The organism is Hoeflea marina (assembly GCF_003182275.1).
Lineage (GTDB): Bacteria > Pseudomonadota > Alphaproteobacteria > Rhizobiales > Rhizobiaceae > Hoeflea > Hoeflea marina.
The window spans coordinates 616,416-631,253 of sequence record NZ_QGTR01000003.1; the positions used below are offsets into that span (position 1 = coordinate 616,416).

Sequence of the window (14,838 nt, forward strand, 5' to 3'; positions counted from 1 at the left end):
GGCTTCAGCACACGTTTCCGAAGGGGGCAATTGCCAGGCTTTCAGCTGTTGCATGACCCTGAGACGATGATGCTGAAGTAAAGCTCCCCATGCCCCGCGACAATATGGTATGAATAAATCATACAATGTGTCATCCTGCGGGATGAGGAGCGATCATGGACAAGCGAACAATCAGCCTTCCCGATGAGCATGCCAGCTATATCGATCAGAAAGTCAAGTCGGGAGACTACGCCTCGGCAAGCGAGGTTGTTCGCGCGGGACTTCGCGCCCTGCAGGAGCGTGACCGCGCCATTGAAGACTGGCTGCGCCATGAGGTTGCTTCCTCCTATGATGCCATGCGTGCCGACCCGTCGCGCGGCATTCCGGCAAGGTCTGTTTTTGATGACATCCGCGCACGACACGCGCTGAAGGAAAAAGGCGCCGGGTGAAAGAGCGGGACATCGTCTTTGCGCCGGAAGCGCGCGCGGATCTATGGGCTTCGGGTCTTTGTTTATGCATGTCGTGGTCCCGAAACCGCTGCACACTTTCGGGCGATATGCATTAGGAGTGCATCAGCGCCAAGGCGAGCGCTGATGTCGCCATCACCTATATCGAACGAATCGAACGCTACTGCAGCGGTTTCGACCTGATGTCCGAGCGCGGTCAGGCCCGTGATGACATTCGGGCAGGTCTGCGCGTCATCGGCTTTGAAAGGTGCGTCACCATCGCCTTCATGGTCTCAGATCAAACCGTGACTGTTCTCCGGCTGTTCTATGGCGGGCAGAATTGGGAGGATGATCTGTGATGCAATGGATTCGTGAAAAGGCCGGGTTTTCGCGGAAGCGCCGGTGCCGGGGGCTCAGATGCACGATCTAGATGTCGGACCTGGCTCACCCGACTGACCGCGGCCGGGCACGACCGGGCGGACTGACTCGGCCGGCGCTCAGCCGGCCTTGCGGGCGCCCATCTGGCGGTAGCTCGCCATCAGATCGTTGAAGCGCTCGCCCTGGATGGCGACATGCAGGCGCAGCGTGGCCGCCGCGGCCTTGGAATCGGAGCGTTCGAGGGCGGCGAAGACGGCCCGGTGCTCGCGCATGGACTGCGGCATGCGGCCGTTGACGCGCAGCTGCATGCGCCGGTAGGGCTTGAGCCGCTTGTGCAGCCGGGCCGCCTCGCGGGCCAGGAAGCGGTTGCCGCTGGCCTCGTAGAGCAGATGGTGGAATTTTTCGTTTTCCCGGTAGTACTCGTCGGAATCGCCCGCGGCGATCGCCGCCTCGCAGGCATCGATGGTCAGGCCGATGTCGGTCATCTGCCGCTCGGTGACCCGCCGCGCCGCCCGGAAACCGCACATCGCCTCGAGTTCGGCCATGACCTCGAACATCTCGACCAGCTCGACGAAGTCGGGATGGCGGATGAAGGCGCCGCGGCGCGCCTCGAGGGTCAGCAGCCCGGAGGCCGCCAGCGACTGGAAGGCCTCGCGCAGCGGCGTGCGCGAGACGCCGAACTGCTCGGCGAGCTTGACCTCGTCGAGCCGCTCGCCGTCGGCGAACTCGCCGGTGACGATCATCTGCTCGATCTGTTCGCGAACGCGGTCTGCAATGCGTGTGCCCATAAAACCATCATGGCCGATCCGTGCGAGAATGCAAATTCATTCTTTTTGTATACAAGAGATTTGACATTGCATCCATAAAATGGTCCGATTGCCGAAGTGGCAGGGCTGGAGGAGTCCTTCCATGACCAATCATCCGGGAGGAAACCATGATGACGACACGACTTTCTGCGCTCGCAAGCGTGCTTGCCGCATCCATCGCCTTCACCGGTCTGGCGCAGGCCGAGACCCTGAAGGCATCGCACCAGTTTCCGGGCGGCAAGGGCGACGCCCGCGACGAAATGGTGCAGGTCTTCGCCAAGGAACTGGCCGCCGCCAATGTCGGGCTCGACGTCCAGGTCTATCCCAACCAGTCGCTGTTCAAGGCCAAGGACCAGTGGGGCGCGCTGACCAAGGGCCAGCTCGACATCACCTCGTTCCCGCTCGACTACGCCTCCGGCCGGGTGCCGCAGTTCTCGGCCACGCTGATGCCGGGCCTGGTGCGCAACCACGACCGCGCCAAGCGGCTCAATGATTCCCCCTTCATGGACGAGATCAAGAAGCTGGTGACCGACAGCGGCGCCATCGTCATTGCCGATGCCTGGCTCGGCGGCGCATTTGCCTCGAAGAAGAACTGCATCACCTCTCCCGACACGATCAAGGGCCAGGTCACCCGCGCCGCGGGTCCGGCCTTCGAGCAGATGCTGGTCGGCGCCGGCGCGTCGATCTCGTCGATGGCGTCCTCGGAAATCTACACCGGCATGCAGACCGGCGTGCTCGACGCCACCAACACCTCGTCGGGCTCGTTCGTCTCCTACCGGCTCTACGAGCAGGTCAAGTGCCTGACCGAGCCGGGTGAGAACGCGCTGTGGTTCATGTACGAGCCGATGCTGATCTCGAAGGAGACCTATGACCGGCTGACGCCGGAGCAGCAGGCCGCGGTGATGGCCGCGGGGCAGAAGGCGGAGGAGTATTTCGACTCCAAGGCCGCCGGCCTCGACAACGAGATGGTCGAGATCTTCAAGAAGGCCGGCGTCGAGATCACGTCGATGTCGAAGGACGACTACGACGCCTGGCTCAAGATCGCCAAGGAGACCGCCTACAAGGAGTTCGCCGAGAAGGTGGACGGCGGCCAGAAGCTCATCGACGACGCGCTCGCCGTCGAGTGATCAACCGACCCCGGGGGATCCGCCCTCCCCCGGGCCTGCTGCCCGGTCCATGATCCGAGGAAATCCCGGAATGAAACGTTATGTCGCCGTCGTCGAGGCCCTGTCACGGCTGTGCGGACTGTCGTCCATGCTGCTCATCGCCGCCTCCACGCTTGTCGTTTCGCAGATGGTCTTCATGCGCTATTTTCTGGGCGCCTCCACCGTCTGGCAGACCGAGTTCGTGGTCTATGCGATGATCGCGTCCACCTTCATCGGCGCACCCTATGTGCTCATGCACAAGGGCCATGTCTCCGTCGACCTGCTGCCCGTCATGCTGGGCGGCAACGCCAAGCGGGCGCTTGACGTTCTGGCCGCCGGCATCAGCCTTGCCTTCTGCGCGCTGCTGGCCTGGTCGGGCTGGCACTATTTCCACGAGGCGCTGTCCAAGGGCTGGACCACCGACACGGTCTGGGCGCTGCCGCTGTGGATTCCGCTGCTGCCGCTGCCGCTCGGCGGCGCCATCCTGTGCCTGCAATACATAGCCGAGATCCACAAGAGCTGGACCGCAACCGGAGGGCCGCGCCCATGAGCCCCATGGAAATCGGCCTCCTGATCCTGGCGGCGCTCATCGGGCTGTTCGCCATCGGCATGCCCATCGCCTTCGCGCTCGGCGCGGTGTCGATCGCGACGCTGCTGATCACCGACGGCTTCCGCTCGCTCGACATTCTCGGCGAAACCTTCTTCTCCGGGCTCAACTCGTTCACGCTGGTGTCGATCCCGATGTTCATCCTGATGGGCTCGGCGGTCGCCAACAGCCCGGCGGGCAAGGACCTCTACGAGGCGCTCGACCGCTGGCTCAACCGGGTTCCGGGCGGCCTGGTGCTGTCCAATCTCGGCGCCTGCTCGCTGTTTGCAGCACTTTCGGGCTCGTCGCCCGCCACCTGCGCCGCCATCGGCAAGATGGGCATTCCGGAAATGCGCAAGCGCGGCTATCCCGACGAGATCTCGGCGGGGTCCATCGCCGCCGGCGGCACGCTCGGCATCCTGATCCCGCCCTCGCTGACCATGATCGTCTACGGCATCTCGACGGAAACCTCGATCGGACGGCTGTTCCTCGCCGGCGTGATCCCCGGTCTGATGCTGACGGCGATCTTCATGCTGTGGACGCTGTATTCCTGCTGGCGCAGCGGGCTGACGCTGTCGGACGTGACCCGGCATTACTCGCTGCGGGAGAAGCTCGAGATCCTGCCGCGCGTGCTGCCGTTCCTGGCCATCATCGCCGGCATCCTGTTCGTGCTCTATGGCGGGGTCGCCACCCCGTCGGAGGCCGCCGGCGTCGGCGCGCTGTTCTGCCTGGTGCTGGTGGTCGTGGTCTACAAGATGTTCTCGGTCCGGCCGTTCATCTCCATGTTCCGCGATTCGACCAAGGAATCGGTGATGATCATGATGATCATCGCCGCCTCCGAGCTGTTCGCCTTCACGCTGTCGTCGACCTTCGTCACCCAGAGCATCGCCGGCTGGATCTCCGATCTCGACGTCAACCGCTGGGTGTTGATGGCGATCATCAACCTCTTCCTGCTGGTGGCCGGCTTCTTCCTGCCGCCGGTCGCCGTCATCCTGATGACGGCGCCGATCCTGCTGCCGATCATCCTCAGCGCCGGTTTCGATCCCTACTGGTTCGCGGTGATCCTCACCATCAACATGGAAATCGGCCTGATCACCCCACCCGTCGGCCTCAATCTCTACGTCATCAACTCGATCGCGCCGGACATTTCGCTCGGCACCATCCTGCGCGGCTCGCTGCCCTATGTGATGTGCATGGTTCTCGCCATCGTGCTCTTGTGCATCTTTCCGCAGATCGCCACCTTCCTGCCGTCACTGGTCATGGGAGCCGCATTGTGAACCGTTCGGGGTTTTTCTACGACCTGCTGTCGACCCTGTTCGAACGGACGGACTTCGCCCGCGCCAAGGGGGACGGACGCTCCATCACCGAACTGTGCGAGGACCTCATCGCCAGCCAGGGAGAGGTCTCCGGCGACAATATGGGTCGCCAGATCCTCACCCGGTTCAGCGAGCTCACGCCGGACGGCGAGATCGAATTCTTCAACTATCTCACCGAGCACATGGACATCGACACCGGGCGGCTGCAGACGCTGGCGGCGTCCTATCAGGCAGAGCGGTCGCCGGAGACCTTCGCGAGCCTGGTGGCGGCCGCCGAGCCGAAGCGCCAGGAACTGCTCCGCCGCATCAACCGGGTGCAGGGCGCCACCGGCGAACTGGTCAAGATGCGCTCCAGGCTGCTCCGGCTGCTCAAGGACCATCCCTCCTTCGGACGCACCGATCTCGATTTCCAGCACCTGTTCGGATCCTGGTTCAACCGCGGCTTCCTGCTGCCGAGGCGCATCCACTGGCAGAGCCCGGCCAACATTCTCGAAAAGATCATCAAGTACGAAGCGGTCCACGCGATCGACGACTGGGACGACCTGCGCCGCCGGGTCGAGCCGGCCGACCGGCGCTGCTATGCCTTCTTCCATCCGGCGATGCCCGATGATCCGCTGATCTTCGTCGAGGTGGCGCTGGTCAGGGGCGTCCCCAATTCGGTGCAGGCGATCCTGGCGGAGAACCGCGAGATCCTCAATCCGGAGAGCGCGGACACGGCGGTGTTCTACTCGATTTCCAACTGCCAGACCGGCCTGCGCGGCGTCTCCTTCGGCAATTCGCTGATCAAGCAGGTGGTCGAGGATCTGCGCGCCGAGGTGAAGTCGATCACCACCTTCGTCACCCTGTCGCCGATTCCGGGGCTCAATCGCTGGCTGCGCCAGTCGCACGCCGCCCAGGCGGGTGCCGCCGGGGGGGGCGACCTCGAGGCCGCCGTCGAATCCGCCATCGAAACCGGCGACCTCGCCGGGCTCAGGGACCAGGCGCCGTGGCTGCGGCGGCAGGCTGCGGACTATCTGGTCAACCAGAAGGACCGCCACGGCATGCCGCTCGATCCCGTGGCGCGCTTTCATCTCGGCAACGGCGCGATGATCCATGACATCCATGCCGCCGCCGACCTGTCGCCCAACGGAGTGCGCCAATCCTGCGGGCTGATGGTCAACTATCTCTACGACCTCAAGAAGATCAGCCAGTTCCACGAGGGATTTGCCGAGAACCATACGGTCTTCACCTCCCGAGAGGTCAGGGCGCTGGCCGATGCGGCGGCCGCAAACAGCAACAGCAGGAAAGCGAAAAATGGCGCGTAACTTTCTCTTCGACGGCCTGCTGGCCGACAAGCTCGCCACCCCGGAGGGCCGCAACGCATTGTTTGCCACCCTGCCCGATGACGGCCGCCGCTACAGCTACGGCGATGTCGAGGACGTCTCGGGCCGCTTTGCCAATGTGCTCTCCGGCCTCGGCGTCAAGCCCGGCGACCGCGTCGCCGTGCAGGTGCCGAAGTCGATCGAGGCGATCATGCTCTATCTCGCCGTGGTTCGCGCCGGCGCCGTCTTCCTGCCGCTCAACACCGGCTACACGCCGGCCGAGATCGAGTATTTCCTCGACAATGCCTCGCCGCGCGTCTTCGTCTGCGACCCGAAGAAGCGGACCGACTACGAAGCCCTCACCGACCGGCTCGGCATCCGGCTTGAGACCATGGGCGTCTGGCAGACCCACGAGATCAGCGGCGGGTCGCTCAATGACGCTGGCCTGGCGGCGCCCGCCGCATTCGACAGCGTCGACCGCGCCGCCGAGGACCTTGCCGCCATCCTCTACACCTCCGGCACCACCGGGCGCTCGAAGGGCGCCATGCTCACGCATGCCAATCTGTTGTCCAACGCCGAGACGCTGGTGGATGTCTGGCGCTTCACGAAGGACGACGTGCTCCTGCACGCGCTGCCGATCTTCCACACCCACGGCCTGTTCGTCGCCACCAATGTGGTGCTCGGCGCCGGTGCCTCGATGATCTTCCTGCCAGGTTTCAGCGCCGAGGCGGTCATCGCCAACATCGCCGACGCCACCGCGATGATGGGCGTGCCGACCTTCTACACCCGGCTGGTCGACGAGCCGGCCTTCGACCGCGAGCTGGTGGGCCACATGCGGCTCTTCGTTTCCGGCAGCGCCCCGCTGCTGGCCGAGACCCATGTGCTCTTCGAGCAGCGCACCGGCCACCGCATTCTCGAACGCTACGGCATGACCGAGACCAACATGAACACCTCCAACCCCTATGACGGCGAGCGCAAGGCCGGCACGGTGGGCTTCCCGCTGCCCGGCGTGGAGCTGCGCATCGTCGCCGCCGAAGACGGCCATGTGCTGCCGCAGGGCGAGATCGGCATCATCGAGGTCAAGGGACCCAATGTGTTCGCCGGCTACTGGCAGATGCCGGAGAAGACGAAAGAGGAGTTCCGCGACGACGGCTTCTTCATCACCGGCGACGTCGGGGTGATCGATCCGGACGGCTATGTGCAGATCGTCGGCCGCTCCAAGGACCTGATCATCTCCGGGGGCTACAACATCTATCCCAAGGAGCTTGAGCTCTTGCTCGACGAGGAGCAGGGCGTGCTCGAATCCGCCGTCATCGGCGTGCCGCATGCCGATTTCGGCGAAGGCGTCGTCGCCGTGCTGGTCCCCCGGCCGGGAGCGCTGCTCGACGAGGCCGCGGTGCTGGATTCAATCAGGCCGAAGATCGCCCGCTTCAAGCAGCCCAAGCGCATCGTGGTGGTGGATGAACTGCCGCGCAACACCATGGGCAAGGTGCAGAAGAACCTGCTGCGCGAGACCTACAGGGATCTGCTCAAGGGCTGAGGCGCCATCTCGCAAATGTCGCCGGCCCCATCTTGCGCAAGCGCCCCGGCGGGATTACCTATTTGAGCCAGGTGGGGTCGTAGCTCAGTTGGGAGAGCGCGTCGTTCGCAATGACGAGGTCGTCGGTTCGATCCCGATCGACTCCACCAATTGATCCCTTCGACACCCGGACCACCCGGCCTCCGGCTGGCCTGACCTCAAGCCGGCTCCGGACGCATTCGACGATTCGGTCAGAGCTCGAAGACAGGCCACCCCGCCGGCGGGCGCGGCACGGCCGGACCTACTTCACCGCCCGGAGCAGATCCGGCGTCGGAAAGCAGGTGGGCTTCATGCCATTTTTCGCCTGCCATTCGCCGATCGAGCGGCGGGTCTTGTAGCCGGGCAGGCCGTCGGCGCCGCCGACATCGTAGCCCTTCGTCTCCAGCATCGACTGCAACCCGGCAATGTCGGAGCGCAGCATGGTGCCGGACTCCTTCCACGGCGTGACGAAGGGGCCCACCCCATGGGCGATGCGGTCGGCGAGGTTGCCGATGAAGAGCGCGTAGAGGTCGGAGTTGTTGTACTCCTTGATGGCGTAGAAATTCGGCGTGACGACGAATTCCGGCCCGTAGACGCCCGCGGGCACCAGCACCATGCCGGGCGCACGGCGCTCGCCCTCGGGAAAGGCGCGGCCGGAGATGCGGATGATGCCGAGATCGGTGAGCGCGCTGATCGGGCGGGCGCGGTCGGGACCTTCGAGCGCGCAGGTCACACCCTCGGGAATCACCGCCTCGAAGCCCCAGTCGCGGCCGGGCACCCAGCCCGACCTTCTGAGGTAATTGGCGATCGAAGCCAGCGTGTCGGGCACCGAATTCCAGATGTCGCGTCGGCCGTCGCCGTCGAAATCGACCGCGTGCTCGAGATAGCTCGAGGGCAGGAACTGCGACTGGCCCATGGCGCCGGCCCAGGAGCTCTTCATCGCCTCAGGCGCGATGTAGCCGCGGTCGATGATCTCGAGGGCCGCCAGCAGCTCGGTGCGGAACAGCTCCGGCCGCGTCGACATGAAGGCCTTGGTGGCCAGAACCTCGATCGCCGATTCGGGGATCTTCGCCCGACCATAGCCGGACTCGCGGCCCCAGATCGCCAGCACGATCGGACCTGGGACGCCGTAGGTGCGCTCGACGCGCGACAGCGTCGCCGCGTGGGTCCTGGCCAGCGTGCGGCCGGAGGCGGCCAGACCGGCGAGGCTCTTGTCGTTGAAATAGGCGCCCGGGCTGCGGAATTCGGCCTGGCTCTGCTTTCGGGTCTTGGGCGCGGGAAATCCGGGCGGCGCCAGGTCCGGCAGGTCCCAGTTGAGCCTGAGGCCCGAGGTGGCGAGATCGAAGGACTTGCGCGGGATGCCCTTGCGGCTGGCCTCGGGCCAGAGATCGGCTTCCAGCCAACGGGCGAACTGGGCCTCAACCGATGCGCGGCTGGGGGCGGCGCGCGCCGGTTGCGGCGCCAGCGGCGCAAGAGAGAGAATGATGAGCAGAGCAAGGACGCTGCGGAGGAGCCGGGGGCACAGTCGGAATCGAATCATGGCCCAGCCTAGACCATCGCCAGCGGCCGCCCAAGTGGGTGGCGTCACAGGCAAACGCCGTTTGCGGCCAACTGCGCAAACGGCGTTTGAAATTGCCGAGAGCCGGCGCACTGCGGTCGACGATCAGACGTCGACTTCGCCCTCGTCCTCGCCGTCCCAGTAGTGCACGACATCGGCGTGAACCTTGATCAGCACCAGGCCGGGGGTGTCGACACCGTCCTCGAACCAGCGCTCAAGATCCTCGACCCAGTGGGCCTCGAACTCGGCCTTGTCGCGGATCAGCTCCGCCTTGCCGGTGATGGCAATGAAAATCGGCGGCTTGCCGAGCAGGCCCTTGGAGCCGGTAAAGGTGAGCCCCACCTGCCGGTCGCCGGCGATGTGCGTCACCATCTCGGTGTCCTCGGAGGTGAAGAAGAACGAATCACCGTCATACTCGACGTCGCCGTTGTTGCTCATCGGACGGGCGGTGATGGCGCCGTCCGGCGCGCGGGTCGAAAGCATGGCGAAATCAATATCGCTCATTGCTTCCGACAGGTCGGTCAGGGTCATCTCGGCCATGGAAGTCTCCTGTTGCAGCCGGCATATGCCGGCATTCGCGGACGACAGCGTCCGGACTGCTGCAACGTCGCAACCGCACCGAAGTTCCCGTGGCGATGCCCGGCACATCAAGCCGACGGGACGACGGCCACCCCTGAGTGGCGGGGCCGTTGCGGCCGGTTCCCGCGCGTCTCAGCCGAAATGCGCGAGAATGCCGTCGCAGATGGCGTGGACCTCGTCGTCGCCGAGATAGGGGTTCATCGGCAGGCTGAGAACGCGGGCGCTCATCAGTTCGCTGACCGGCAGCGAGCCCCTGCCGCCGCCGTGCATCTCATAGGCCGGCTGCAGGTGCATCGGGCAGGCGTAGAAGATCATCGAGGGGATCTGCCGGGCGGCGAGCGATTTCTGCAGCCCGTCGCGGTCGTCGGCCTGGATCGTGTACTGTGCCCAGGCGGAGCGTGAATTCTCCACCCGCGCCGGCACCGTCACGACGGAAGCCAGCCGCTCATCGTAGATGCGGGCGACGCGTTCGCGCGCCACCAGTTCGTCCTCGAACACCTCGAGCTTGGCCGAAAGCACGGCTGCCTGGATCGAATCCATGCGGCCGTTGATACCGACGCGGACGACGTCGTAGCGATGGCTGCCCTGGCCGTGGGCGCGCACCGAGCGCATGACGTCGGCAAGCTTGTCGTCGTCGGTCATGATGGCGCCGCCGTCGCCGTAGCAGCCGAGCGGCTTGGACGGGTAGAAGCTGGTGGCGGTGCAATCAGTGAGCGACCCGATCATCGCATTGCCGGACTTGCCGCCGATCGACTGGGCCGCGTCGCCGATGACGAACAGGCCCTCGGCGCGGGCGATGGCATTGAGCGCATGGTAGTCGGCCGGCTGGCCGAACAGGTCGACGGCGATGAGCGCCCGCGGCGTCAGCTTGCCGTCCCTGCGTACCGCCGCGATCTGCTCGCGCAGGCTTTCCGGGTCGATGTTGAAGGTGGCGGGATCGACATCGACGAAGACCGGGGTGGCGTGGGCGAGGAGGATCGCCTCGGCCGTGGCGGTGTAAGTGAAGCTCGGCACGAAGACTGCATCGGCGGGCGTCAGTTCCATCGCCAGCAGGGGCATGAAGATGGCATCCGTTCCGCTGGAGACGCTGATCGTATGCTTGACGTTGAGATAGTCGGACAACTCGGATTCGAACCGGGTCACCGCCGGTCCGAGAATATACTGGCCGCCATCGAGGACTTCGGCAATATTTGCATCGATGCTCGACTTCAGCCGCGCATATTGAGTCTTCAAATCAATGAATTGAACCATCTCATTCCCCTGAATGTCGCACGGACCCGCAGAGGGATCAGCATGGCGACCAGCTATCATCGCCGAACCCGGCATGGCAAGCGCCTCTCCGGAACGCCGAAAGCACTTTTTGGCGCGAATTGTGTCGCAGCGTGAGCGGCCTCGCGCAGCGCCGCCGCTGCAGGCCGCAGGGCGTCTCAGAAGGCGGTGCGCGAGCGGATCGCGGCGGCGAGCGTGCCCTCGTCCAGATAGTCCAGCTCGCCGCCGACGGGGACTCCGTGTGCAAGCCGGGTGATGCGCAGGTCGAAGCCGGCCAACTGGTCGGTGATGTAGTGCGCCGTGGTCTGGCCCTCGACGGTGGCATTGACAGCGATGAGGATTTCCTTGACCCCGCCGGCCGCCACCCGGTTGACCAGCCCGGCGATCGCCAGATCGTCCGGCCCCACGCCGTCGAGCGGCGAAAGCGTGCCGCCAAGCACATGGTAGGCGGCGTTCATAGCCGCGGCCCGCTCCAGCGCCCAGAGGTCGGCGACATCCTCGACGACGATGATGACCGACTGGTCGCGGGTGGGATCGGTGCAGATGGTGCAGGGATCGGAGGTGTCGGCGTTGCCGCAGGTCGAGCAGATGCGGACCTTGTCGTTGGCCTCGCTCATGGCCAGCGCCAGCGGACCCAGCAACTGGTCCTTCTTCTTGATCAGATGCAAAGCGGCGCGCCGGGCCGAGCGCGGCCCGAGGCCCGGCACGCGCGCCAGCAGCTGGATCAGCTTTTCAATCTCGGGACCGGTGACTCGCTTTGCCATGGGCCGCTTCTAGCCGATATCGCCCGGAAACGGAATCGCCGAACACGGAGCCAGGGATTTAATTCGGCCCGGGTGATCGGCCGGCAGGCAGAGCAGGCGACGGCGGATATCGGCCGAGGTCGTTCCCGCGCGGGATTGCGAATGAGCCGCCGGCGCGAGGCGAGGCCACCGCGCGCCCGGCGTCAGGATCGGGCGGCAATTGCCGCGGCCGCGCCGGCCATCAGCCCCGCGCTCGTGCGGTTGGCCGCCCGCATAGCCCGCGAGCTTCTCAGGAGCATCCGGGCCTTTGCGGCCAGGAACACCCAGCTCAGGTCGACGACGGCGAGCACGACAACCATGGTGAGGGCCAGCTCCGCCCACCCAAGAAAAGTGACATTGGCGAGATCGATGATCGTCGGCAGCAGCGCCACGTAGAAGAGCATGATCTTGGGGTTGCCGAGGGTAACCGACATCCCGGCCAGGAACAGCTTCAGCGGAGAATGGGTCTCGGGCAGCGCCTCCTCCGAGGATCGCACCGGTGCGTTCCACATCTTCCATGCGAGGACGAGCAGGTAGATCACACCCAGCCATTTGATGACCAGGAAGAGAAAGGTGAAGCGTTCGGCGACGGTCGAGAGTCCTGCAACGGCCAGCGACAGCCACAGGGCCTCCCCGATCCACATGGCCGAGAGAAACGGAAGGACATCGCGATAGCCGCGCGTCAACACGCGCGCGACCAGCGCCGCGACACTCGGGCCGGGCGAGCCGGCGGCGATGACGAGTGCACCGGCAAAAATCAGCAGCGAAGCAAGCGTCACGAGGGAGCCCCCTGTTCAATGCAGCCTGTATGACCGTATCAGAACGGGAGTTTCATGCCAGGCGGAATCGGCAGGCCGGCCGTCAGGTCCCTGGTGCGCTCGGCAACCTCCGCCTCGGCCTTGGCCTTGGCGGCATTGTGCGCGGTGACGATAAGGTCCTCGAGGATCTCGACATCGTCCTCCTTGAACAGCGACGGATCGATGGACAGCCCGCGCATCTCGCCCTTCCCCGTCAGCCGTACGGTGACAAGGCCCCCGCCGGAGGTGCCCTCGATCTCCATTGCGGCAATCTCCTCCTGCATGCGTTCCATCTTGCCCTGCAGGTCCTTGATCTTGCCCATCATGCCCATGATGTCCTTCATCGGCGTCTCCTTTGGTCTGGTCTAATGCTCTGGTGGTTGTCGGAATGCTGAAGCGTGCGCTTCACAGATCGGAATCGTCTTCGCCGTCGACGGCGGGAAGAATGTCGCCATCGGCCGATTCGGCGATGCCGTCGTCCTTCAGGTCGTGCTCGTCGACCGCGATGCGCACGTCGGTGATTCGGGCGCCGGGAAACTGGGCGAGGATGGCGGCGACATCGGGGTCCTGGCGGGCGTCGCTGACCAGCGCGTCGCGGCGGCTGGTCTCCCGCTCGGCGATCGTCGGATGGCCGGGATCGCGGCTAAGCGCCACCGTCCACTTGGCGCCGGTCCAGTCCTTGAGTTTCTTGATCAGTTCGCCGGGGAGACTCGGATTGCCGTCGGGGGTGAGGTTTATCTCCAGCCGCCCGGGCTCGATGCGCACCAGCCGAACCATGGTGCGGATCTGCACCTTGGCGGCGATGTCGCGGTGCTTCTCGGCCAGCGCCACCAGATCCTCAAGCGAGCGCACCGGCACGTCCTCGATCTCGGGCTCGGGCTGGGCCGCCTCGGCCATGCGGGCGACGATCTCAGGCAGGGGCTCGGCGGAATGGGCCAGATGCATGGTCGGGCCGGAGGAACCGGCGGGCTGGCCGCGCTCGCCGACCGCCAGCCGCTGCATGGGTGCCCCGCCGCCATTGCCGCCGCCATGGGGCGCGGCCGGGCCTGCTCCGACGCGCGGCAGGGCGTCGCCGGACTGGATCATTCGGGCGGTCTCTTCCGGCGAAGGCAGGCTGGCGGCGTGCGCGATGCGGATGAGGACCATTTCGGCCGCCGCCGCCGGGCGATTCGATGTCTCGGTCTCCGGAATGCCCTTGAGCAGCATCTGCCAGACGCGCGAGAGGATCGGCGTGGCCAGGCCGGCGGCGAACTCCACCCCCCTGAGACGCTCGGTCTCGGTCAGGGACGGATCCCGGGCCGCCTCGGGGACGAATTTCAGCCGGGTGACGAGATGCGTGAAATCGGCAAGATCGGTCAACACCACGGCCGGGCTGGCGCCCAGATCATACTGGTTGCGGTAGCTGGCGAGCGCGCCGGCCACATCGCCGTTCATCATCTGCCCGAACAGTTCGACGATGCGGGAACGGTCGGCGAGACCAAGCATGCCGCGCACGGTTTCGGCATCGACCGCGCCGCCGCCATGGGCAATGGCCTGATCAAGCAGCGACAGGCCGTCGCGGGCGGAGCCCTCGGCGGCGCGCGCGATCATCGCCAGCGCTTCCGGATCGACGCTGATGCCCTCCTTGTCGGCGATGCGCGAATAGAGGCCCACCAGCTCGCCGGCATCGATGCGGCGCAGATCGAAGCGCTGGCAGCGCGACAGCACCGTGATCGGGACCTTGCGGATCTCGGTGGTGGCGAAGATGAACTTCACATGCGCCGGCGGCTCCTCGAGCGTCTTGAGCAGGCCGTTGAAGGCCTGGGTCGAGAGCATGTGGACCTCGTCGATGATGTAGACCTTGTAGCGCGCGGAGACCGGACGGTAGCGCACCTGCTCGATGATTTCGCGGATGTCGTCGATGCCGGTGTGCGAGGCGGCGTCCATCTCGATGACGTCGACGTCGCGGCCATCCATGATCGCCTGGCAATGCTCGCCGAGTTCGGAAAGGTCAACCGACGGCTTGTCGATGGCGGCGGTCTTGTAGTTGAGGGCGCGGGCTAGAATGCGGGCCGTCGTCGTCTTGCCGACGCCGCGCACTCCGGTGAGCATCCAGGCCTGGGCAATCCGGCCCGTTGCAAACGCGTTGGTCAGCGTGCGCACCATCGGCTCCTGGCCGACGAGATCGGAAAAATCGAGGGGACGGTATTTGCGGGCCAGCACGCGGTAGCCGGCCGATCCATCGTTTGTCGCTGTCGTGCCGGTCAGTTCGTTCATGCGCCTTGCAATGCCCTTTCGCCCGGCAGTCGGCTGCCGCTACAGGGAGTGTCCCGCGCCGGCAGGACTCCGTCAATGACAG

At 65.5% G+C, this 14,838-nt stretch carries 15 protein-coding genes and 1 tRNA gene; 8 read left to right on the top strand and 8 right to left on the bottom strand.

The features are described from left to right. Window positions 1-155: 155 nt before the first annotated feature. Both DFR52_RS14130 and DFR52_RS24520 read left to right on the top strand, forming a co-directional pair. A complete protein-coding gene (locus DFR52_RS14130) occupies window positions 156-428 on the top strand; it encodes a type II toxin-antitoxin system ParD family antitoxin (protein ID WP_110032595.1) in 273 nt (90 codons plus the stop codon). A 200-nt stretch (window positions 429-628) separates the two neighbouring features. After that, window positions 629-784 carry a type II toxin-antitoxin system RelE/ParE family toxin gene (locus DFR52_RS24520; protein WP_158284967.1) on the top strand — a complete coding sequence of 52 codons (156 nt, stop codon included), beginning with the start codon at window positions 629-631 and terminating at the stop codon, window positions 782-784. A gap of 138 nt (window positions 785-922) precedes the next feature. On the opposite strand, the gene DFR52_RS14135 is transcribed toward DFR52_RS24520, so the two are convergent. Continuing rightward, window positions 923-1,591, bottom strand: coding sequence for a GntR family transcriptional regulator (locus tag DFR52_RS14135; RefSeq protein WP_110032596.1), 669 nt, complete (start codon window positions 1,589-1,591; stop codon window positions 923-925). 146 nt (window positions 1,592-1,737) lie between these two features. Between DFR52_RS14135 and dctP the strand changes: the two genes are divergently transcribed. The 6 genes from dctP (at window position 1,738) to DFR52_RS14165 (ending at window position 7,646) form a co-directional block, all read left to right on the top strand. Further along, the gene (gene dctP / locus DFR52_RS14140; protein ID WP_425351185.1) at window positions 1,738-2,736 is read left to right on the top strand and encodes a TRAP transporter substrate-binding protein DctP; all 999 of its coding nucleotides are present in this window, start codon (window positions 1,738-1,740) and stop codon (window positions 2,734-2,736) included. 70 nt (window positions 2,737-2,806) lie between these two features. Continuing rightward, window positions 2,807-3,304, top strand: a complete 498-nt coding sequence (locus tag DFR52_RS14145; RefSeq protein WP_110032598.1) for a TRAP transporter small permease subunit — start codon at window positions 2,807-2,809, stop codon at window positions 3,302-3,304. Then, complete coding sequence (locus DFR52_RS14150; RefSeq protein ID WP_110032599.1) at window positions 3,301-4,617, top strand: TRAP transporter large permease; 1,317 nt, start codon at window positions 3,301-3,303, stop codon at window positions 4,615-4,617. The genes DFR52_RS14145 and DFR52_RS14150 overlap by 4 nt, the downstream gene beginning before the upstream one ends. Further along, window positions 4,614-5,960 carry a malonyl-CoA decarboxylase gene (locus DFR52_RS14155; protein ID WP_110032600.1) on the top strand — a complete coding sequence of 449 codons (1,347 nt, stop codon included), beginning with the start codon at window positions 4,614-4,616 and terminating at the stop codon, window positions 5,958-5,960. Before DFR52_RS14150 ends, DFR52_RS14155 begins: the two co-directional genes overlap by 4 nt. Next, the gene (locus tag DFR52_RS14160; protein WP_110032601.1) at window positions 5,950-7,497 is read left to right on the top strand and encodes a malonate--CoA ligase; all 1,548 of its coding nucleotides are present in this window, start codon (window positions 5,950-5,952) and stop codon (window positions 7,495-7,497) included. Before DFR52_RS14155 ends, DFR52_RS14160 begins: the two co-directional genes overlap by 11 nt. A gap of 73 nt (window positions 7,498-7,570) precedes the next feature. Next, window positions 7,571-7,646: transfer RNA gene (locus tag DFR52_RS14165), tRNA-Ala, on the top strand. 131 nt (window positions 7,647-7,777) lie between these two features. On the opposite strand, the gene DFR52_RS14170 is transcribed toward DFR52_RS14165, so the two are convergent. From DFR52_RS14170 to DFR52_RS14200, 7 genes are all read right to left on the bottom strand, one after another. Further along, entirely contained in the window at window positions 7,778-9,055 is a 1,278-nt protein-coding gene (locus DFR52_RS14170; protein WP_110032602.1) for a lytic murein transglycosylase, read from the bottom strand. A 123-nt stretch (window positions 9,056-9,178) separates the two neighbouring features. After that, window positions 9,179-9,613 carry a pyridoxamine 5'-phosphate oxidase family protein gene (locus DFR52_RS14175; RefSeq protein ID WP_110032603.1) on the bottom strand — a complete coding sequence of 145 codons (435 nt, stop codon included), beginning with the start codon at window positions 9,611-9,613 and terminating at the stop codon, window positions 9,179-9,181. 171 nt (window positions 9,614-9,784) lie between these two features. Continuing rightward, entirely contained in the window at window positions 9,785-10,903 is a 1,119-nt protein-coding gene (locus tag DFR52_RS14180; RefSeq protein ID WP_110032604.1) for a DegT/DnrJ/EryC1/StrS family aminotransferase, read from the bottom strand. 176 nt (window positions 10,904-11,079) lie between these two features. Then, entirely contained in the window at window positions 11,080-11,685 is a 606-nt protein-coding gene (recR, locus tag DFR52_RS14185) for a recombination mediator RecR (RefSeq protein ID WP_110032605.1), read from the bottom strand. A 182-nt stretch (window positions 11,686-11,867) separates the two neighbouring features. Beyond that, on the bottom strand, window positions 11,868-12,482 hold the full coding sequence (locus tag DFR52_RS14190) for a LysE family translocator (protein ID WP_110032606.1): 615 nt from the start codon (window positions 12,480-12,482) through the stop codon (window positions 11,868-11,870). A gap of 38 nt (window positions 12,483-12,520) precedes the next feature. Continuing rightward, window positions 12,521-12,844, bottom strand: a complete 324-nt coding sequence (locus DFR52_RS14195) for a YbaB/EbfC family nucleoid-associated protein (RefSeq protein WP_110032607.1) — start codon at window positions 12,842-12,844, stop codon at window positions 12,521-12,523. A 61-nt stretch (window positions 12,845-12,905) separates the two neighbouring features. Further along, entirely contained in the window at window positions 12,906-14,756 is a 1,851-nt protein-coding gene (locus tag DFR52_RS14200; protein WP_110032608.1) for a DNA polymerase III subunit gamma/tau, read from the bottom strand. Between the last annotated feature and the right edge of the window lie 82 nt (window positions 14,757-14,838).

Coding starts and splice junctions, on each gene's coding strand:
- DFR52_RS14160 (WP_110032601.1), top strand. CDS start 5,950: ATGGCGCGTAACTTTCTCTTCGACGGCCTGCTGGCCGACAAGCTCGCC.
- DFR52_RS14180 (WP_110032604.1), bottom strand. CDS start 10,903: ATGGTTCAATTCATTGATTTGAAGACTCAATATGCGCGGCTGAAGTCG.
- DFR52_RS14195 (WP_110032607.1), bottom strand. CDS start 12,844: ATGAAGGACATCATGGGCATGATGGGCAAGATCAAGGACCTGCAGGGC.
- DFR52_RS14200 (WP_110032608.1), bottom strand. CDS start 14,756: ATGAACGAACTGACCGGCACGACAGCGACAAACGATGGATCGGCCGGC.
- DFR52_RS14150 (WP_110032599.1), top strand. CDS start 3,301: ATGAGCCCCATGGAAATCGGCCTCCTGATCCTGGCGGCGCTCATCGGG.
- dctP (WP_425351185.1), top strand. CDS start 1,738: ATGATGACGACACGACTTTCTGCGCTCGCAAGCGTGCTTGCCGCATCC.
- DFR52_RS14135 (WP_110032596.1), bottom strand. CDS start 1,591: ATGGGCACACGCATTGCAGACCGCGTTCGCGAACAGATCGAGCAGATG.
- DFR52_RS14175 (WP_110032603.1), bottom strand. CDS start 9,613: ATGGCCGAGATGACCCTGACCGACCTGTCGGAAGCAATGAGCGATATT.
- recR (WP_110032605.1), bottom strand. CDS start 11,685: ATGGCAAAGCGAGTCACCGGTCCCGAGATTGAAAAGCTGATCCAGCTG.
- DFR52_RS14130 (WP_110032595.1), top strand. CDS start 156: ATGGACAAGCGAACAATCAGCCTTCCCGATGAGCATGCCAGCTATATC.
- DFR52_RS14145 (WP_110032598.1), top strand. CDS start 2,807: ATGAAACGTTATGTCGCCGTCGTCGAGGCCCTGTCACGGCTGTGCGGA.
- DFR52_RS24520 (WP_158284967.1), top strand. CDS start 629: ATGTCCGAGCGCGGTCAGGCCCGTGATGACATTCGGGCAGGTCTGCGC.
- DFR52_RS14170 (WP_110032602.1), bottom strand. CDS start 9,055: ATGATTCGATTCCGACTGTGCCCCCGGCTCCTCCGCAGCGTCCTTGCT.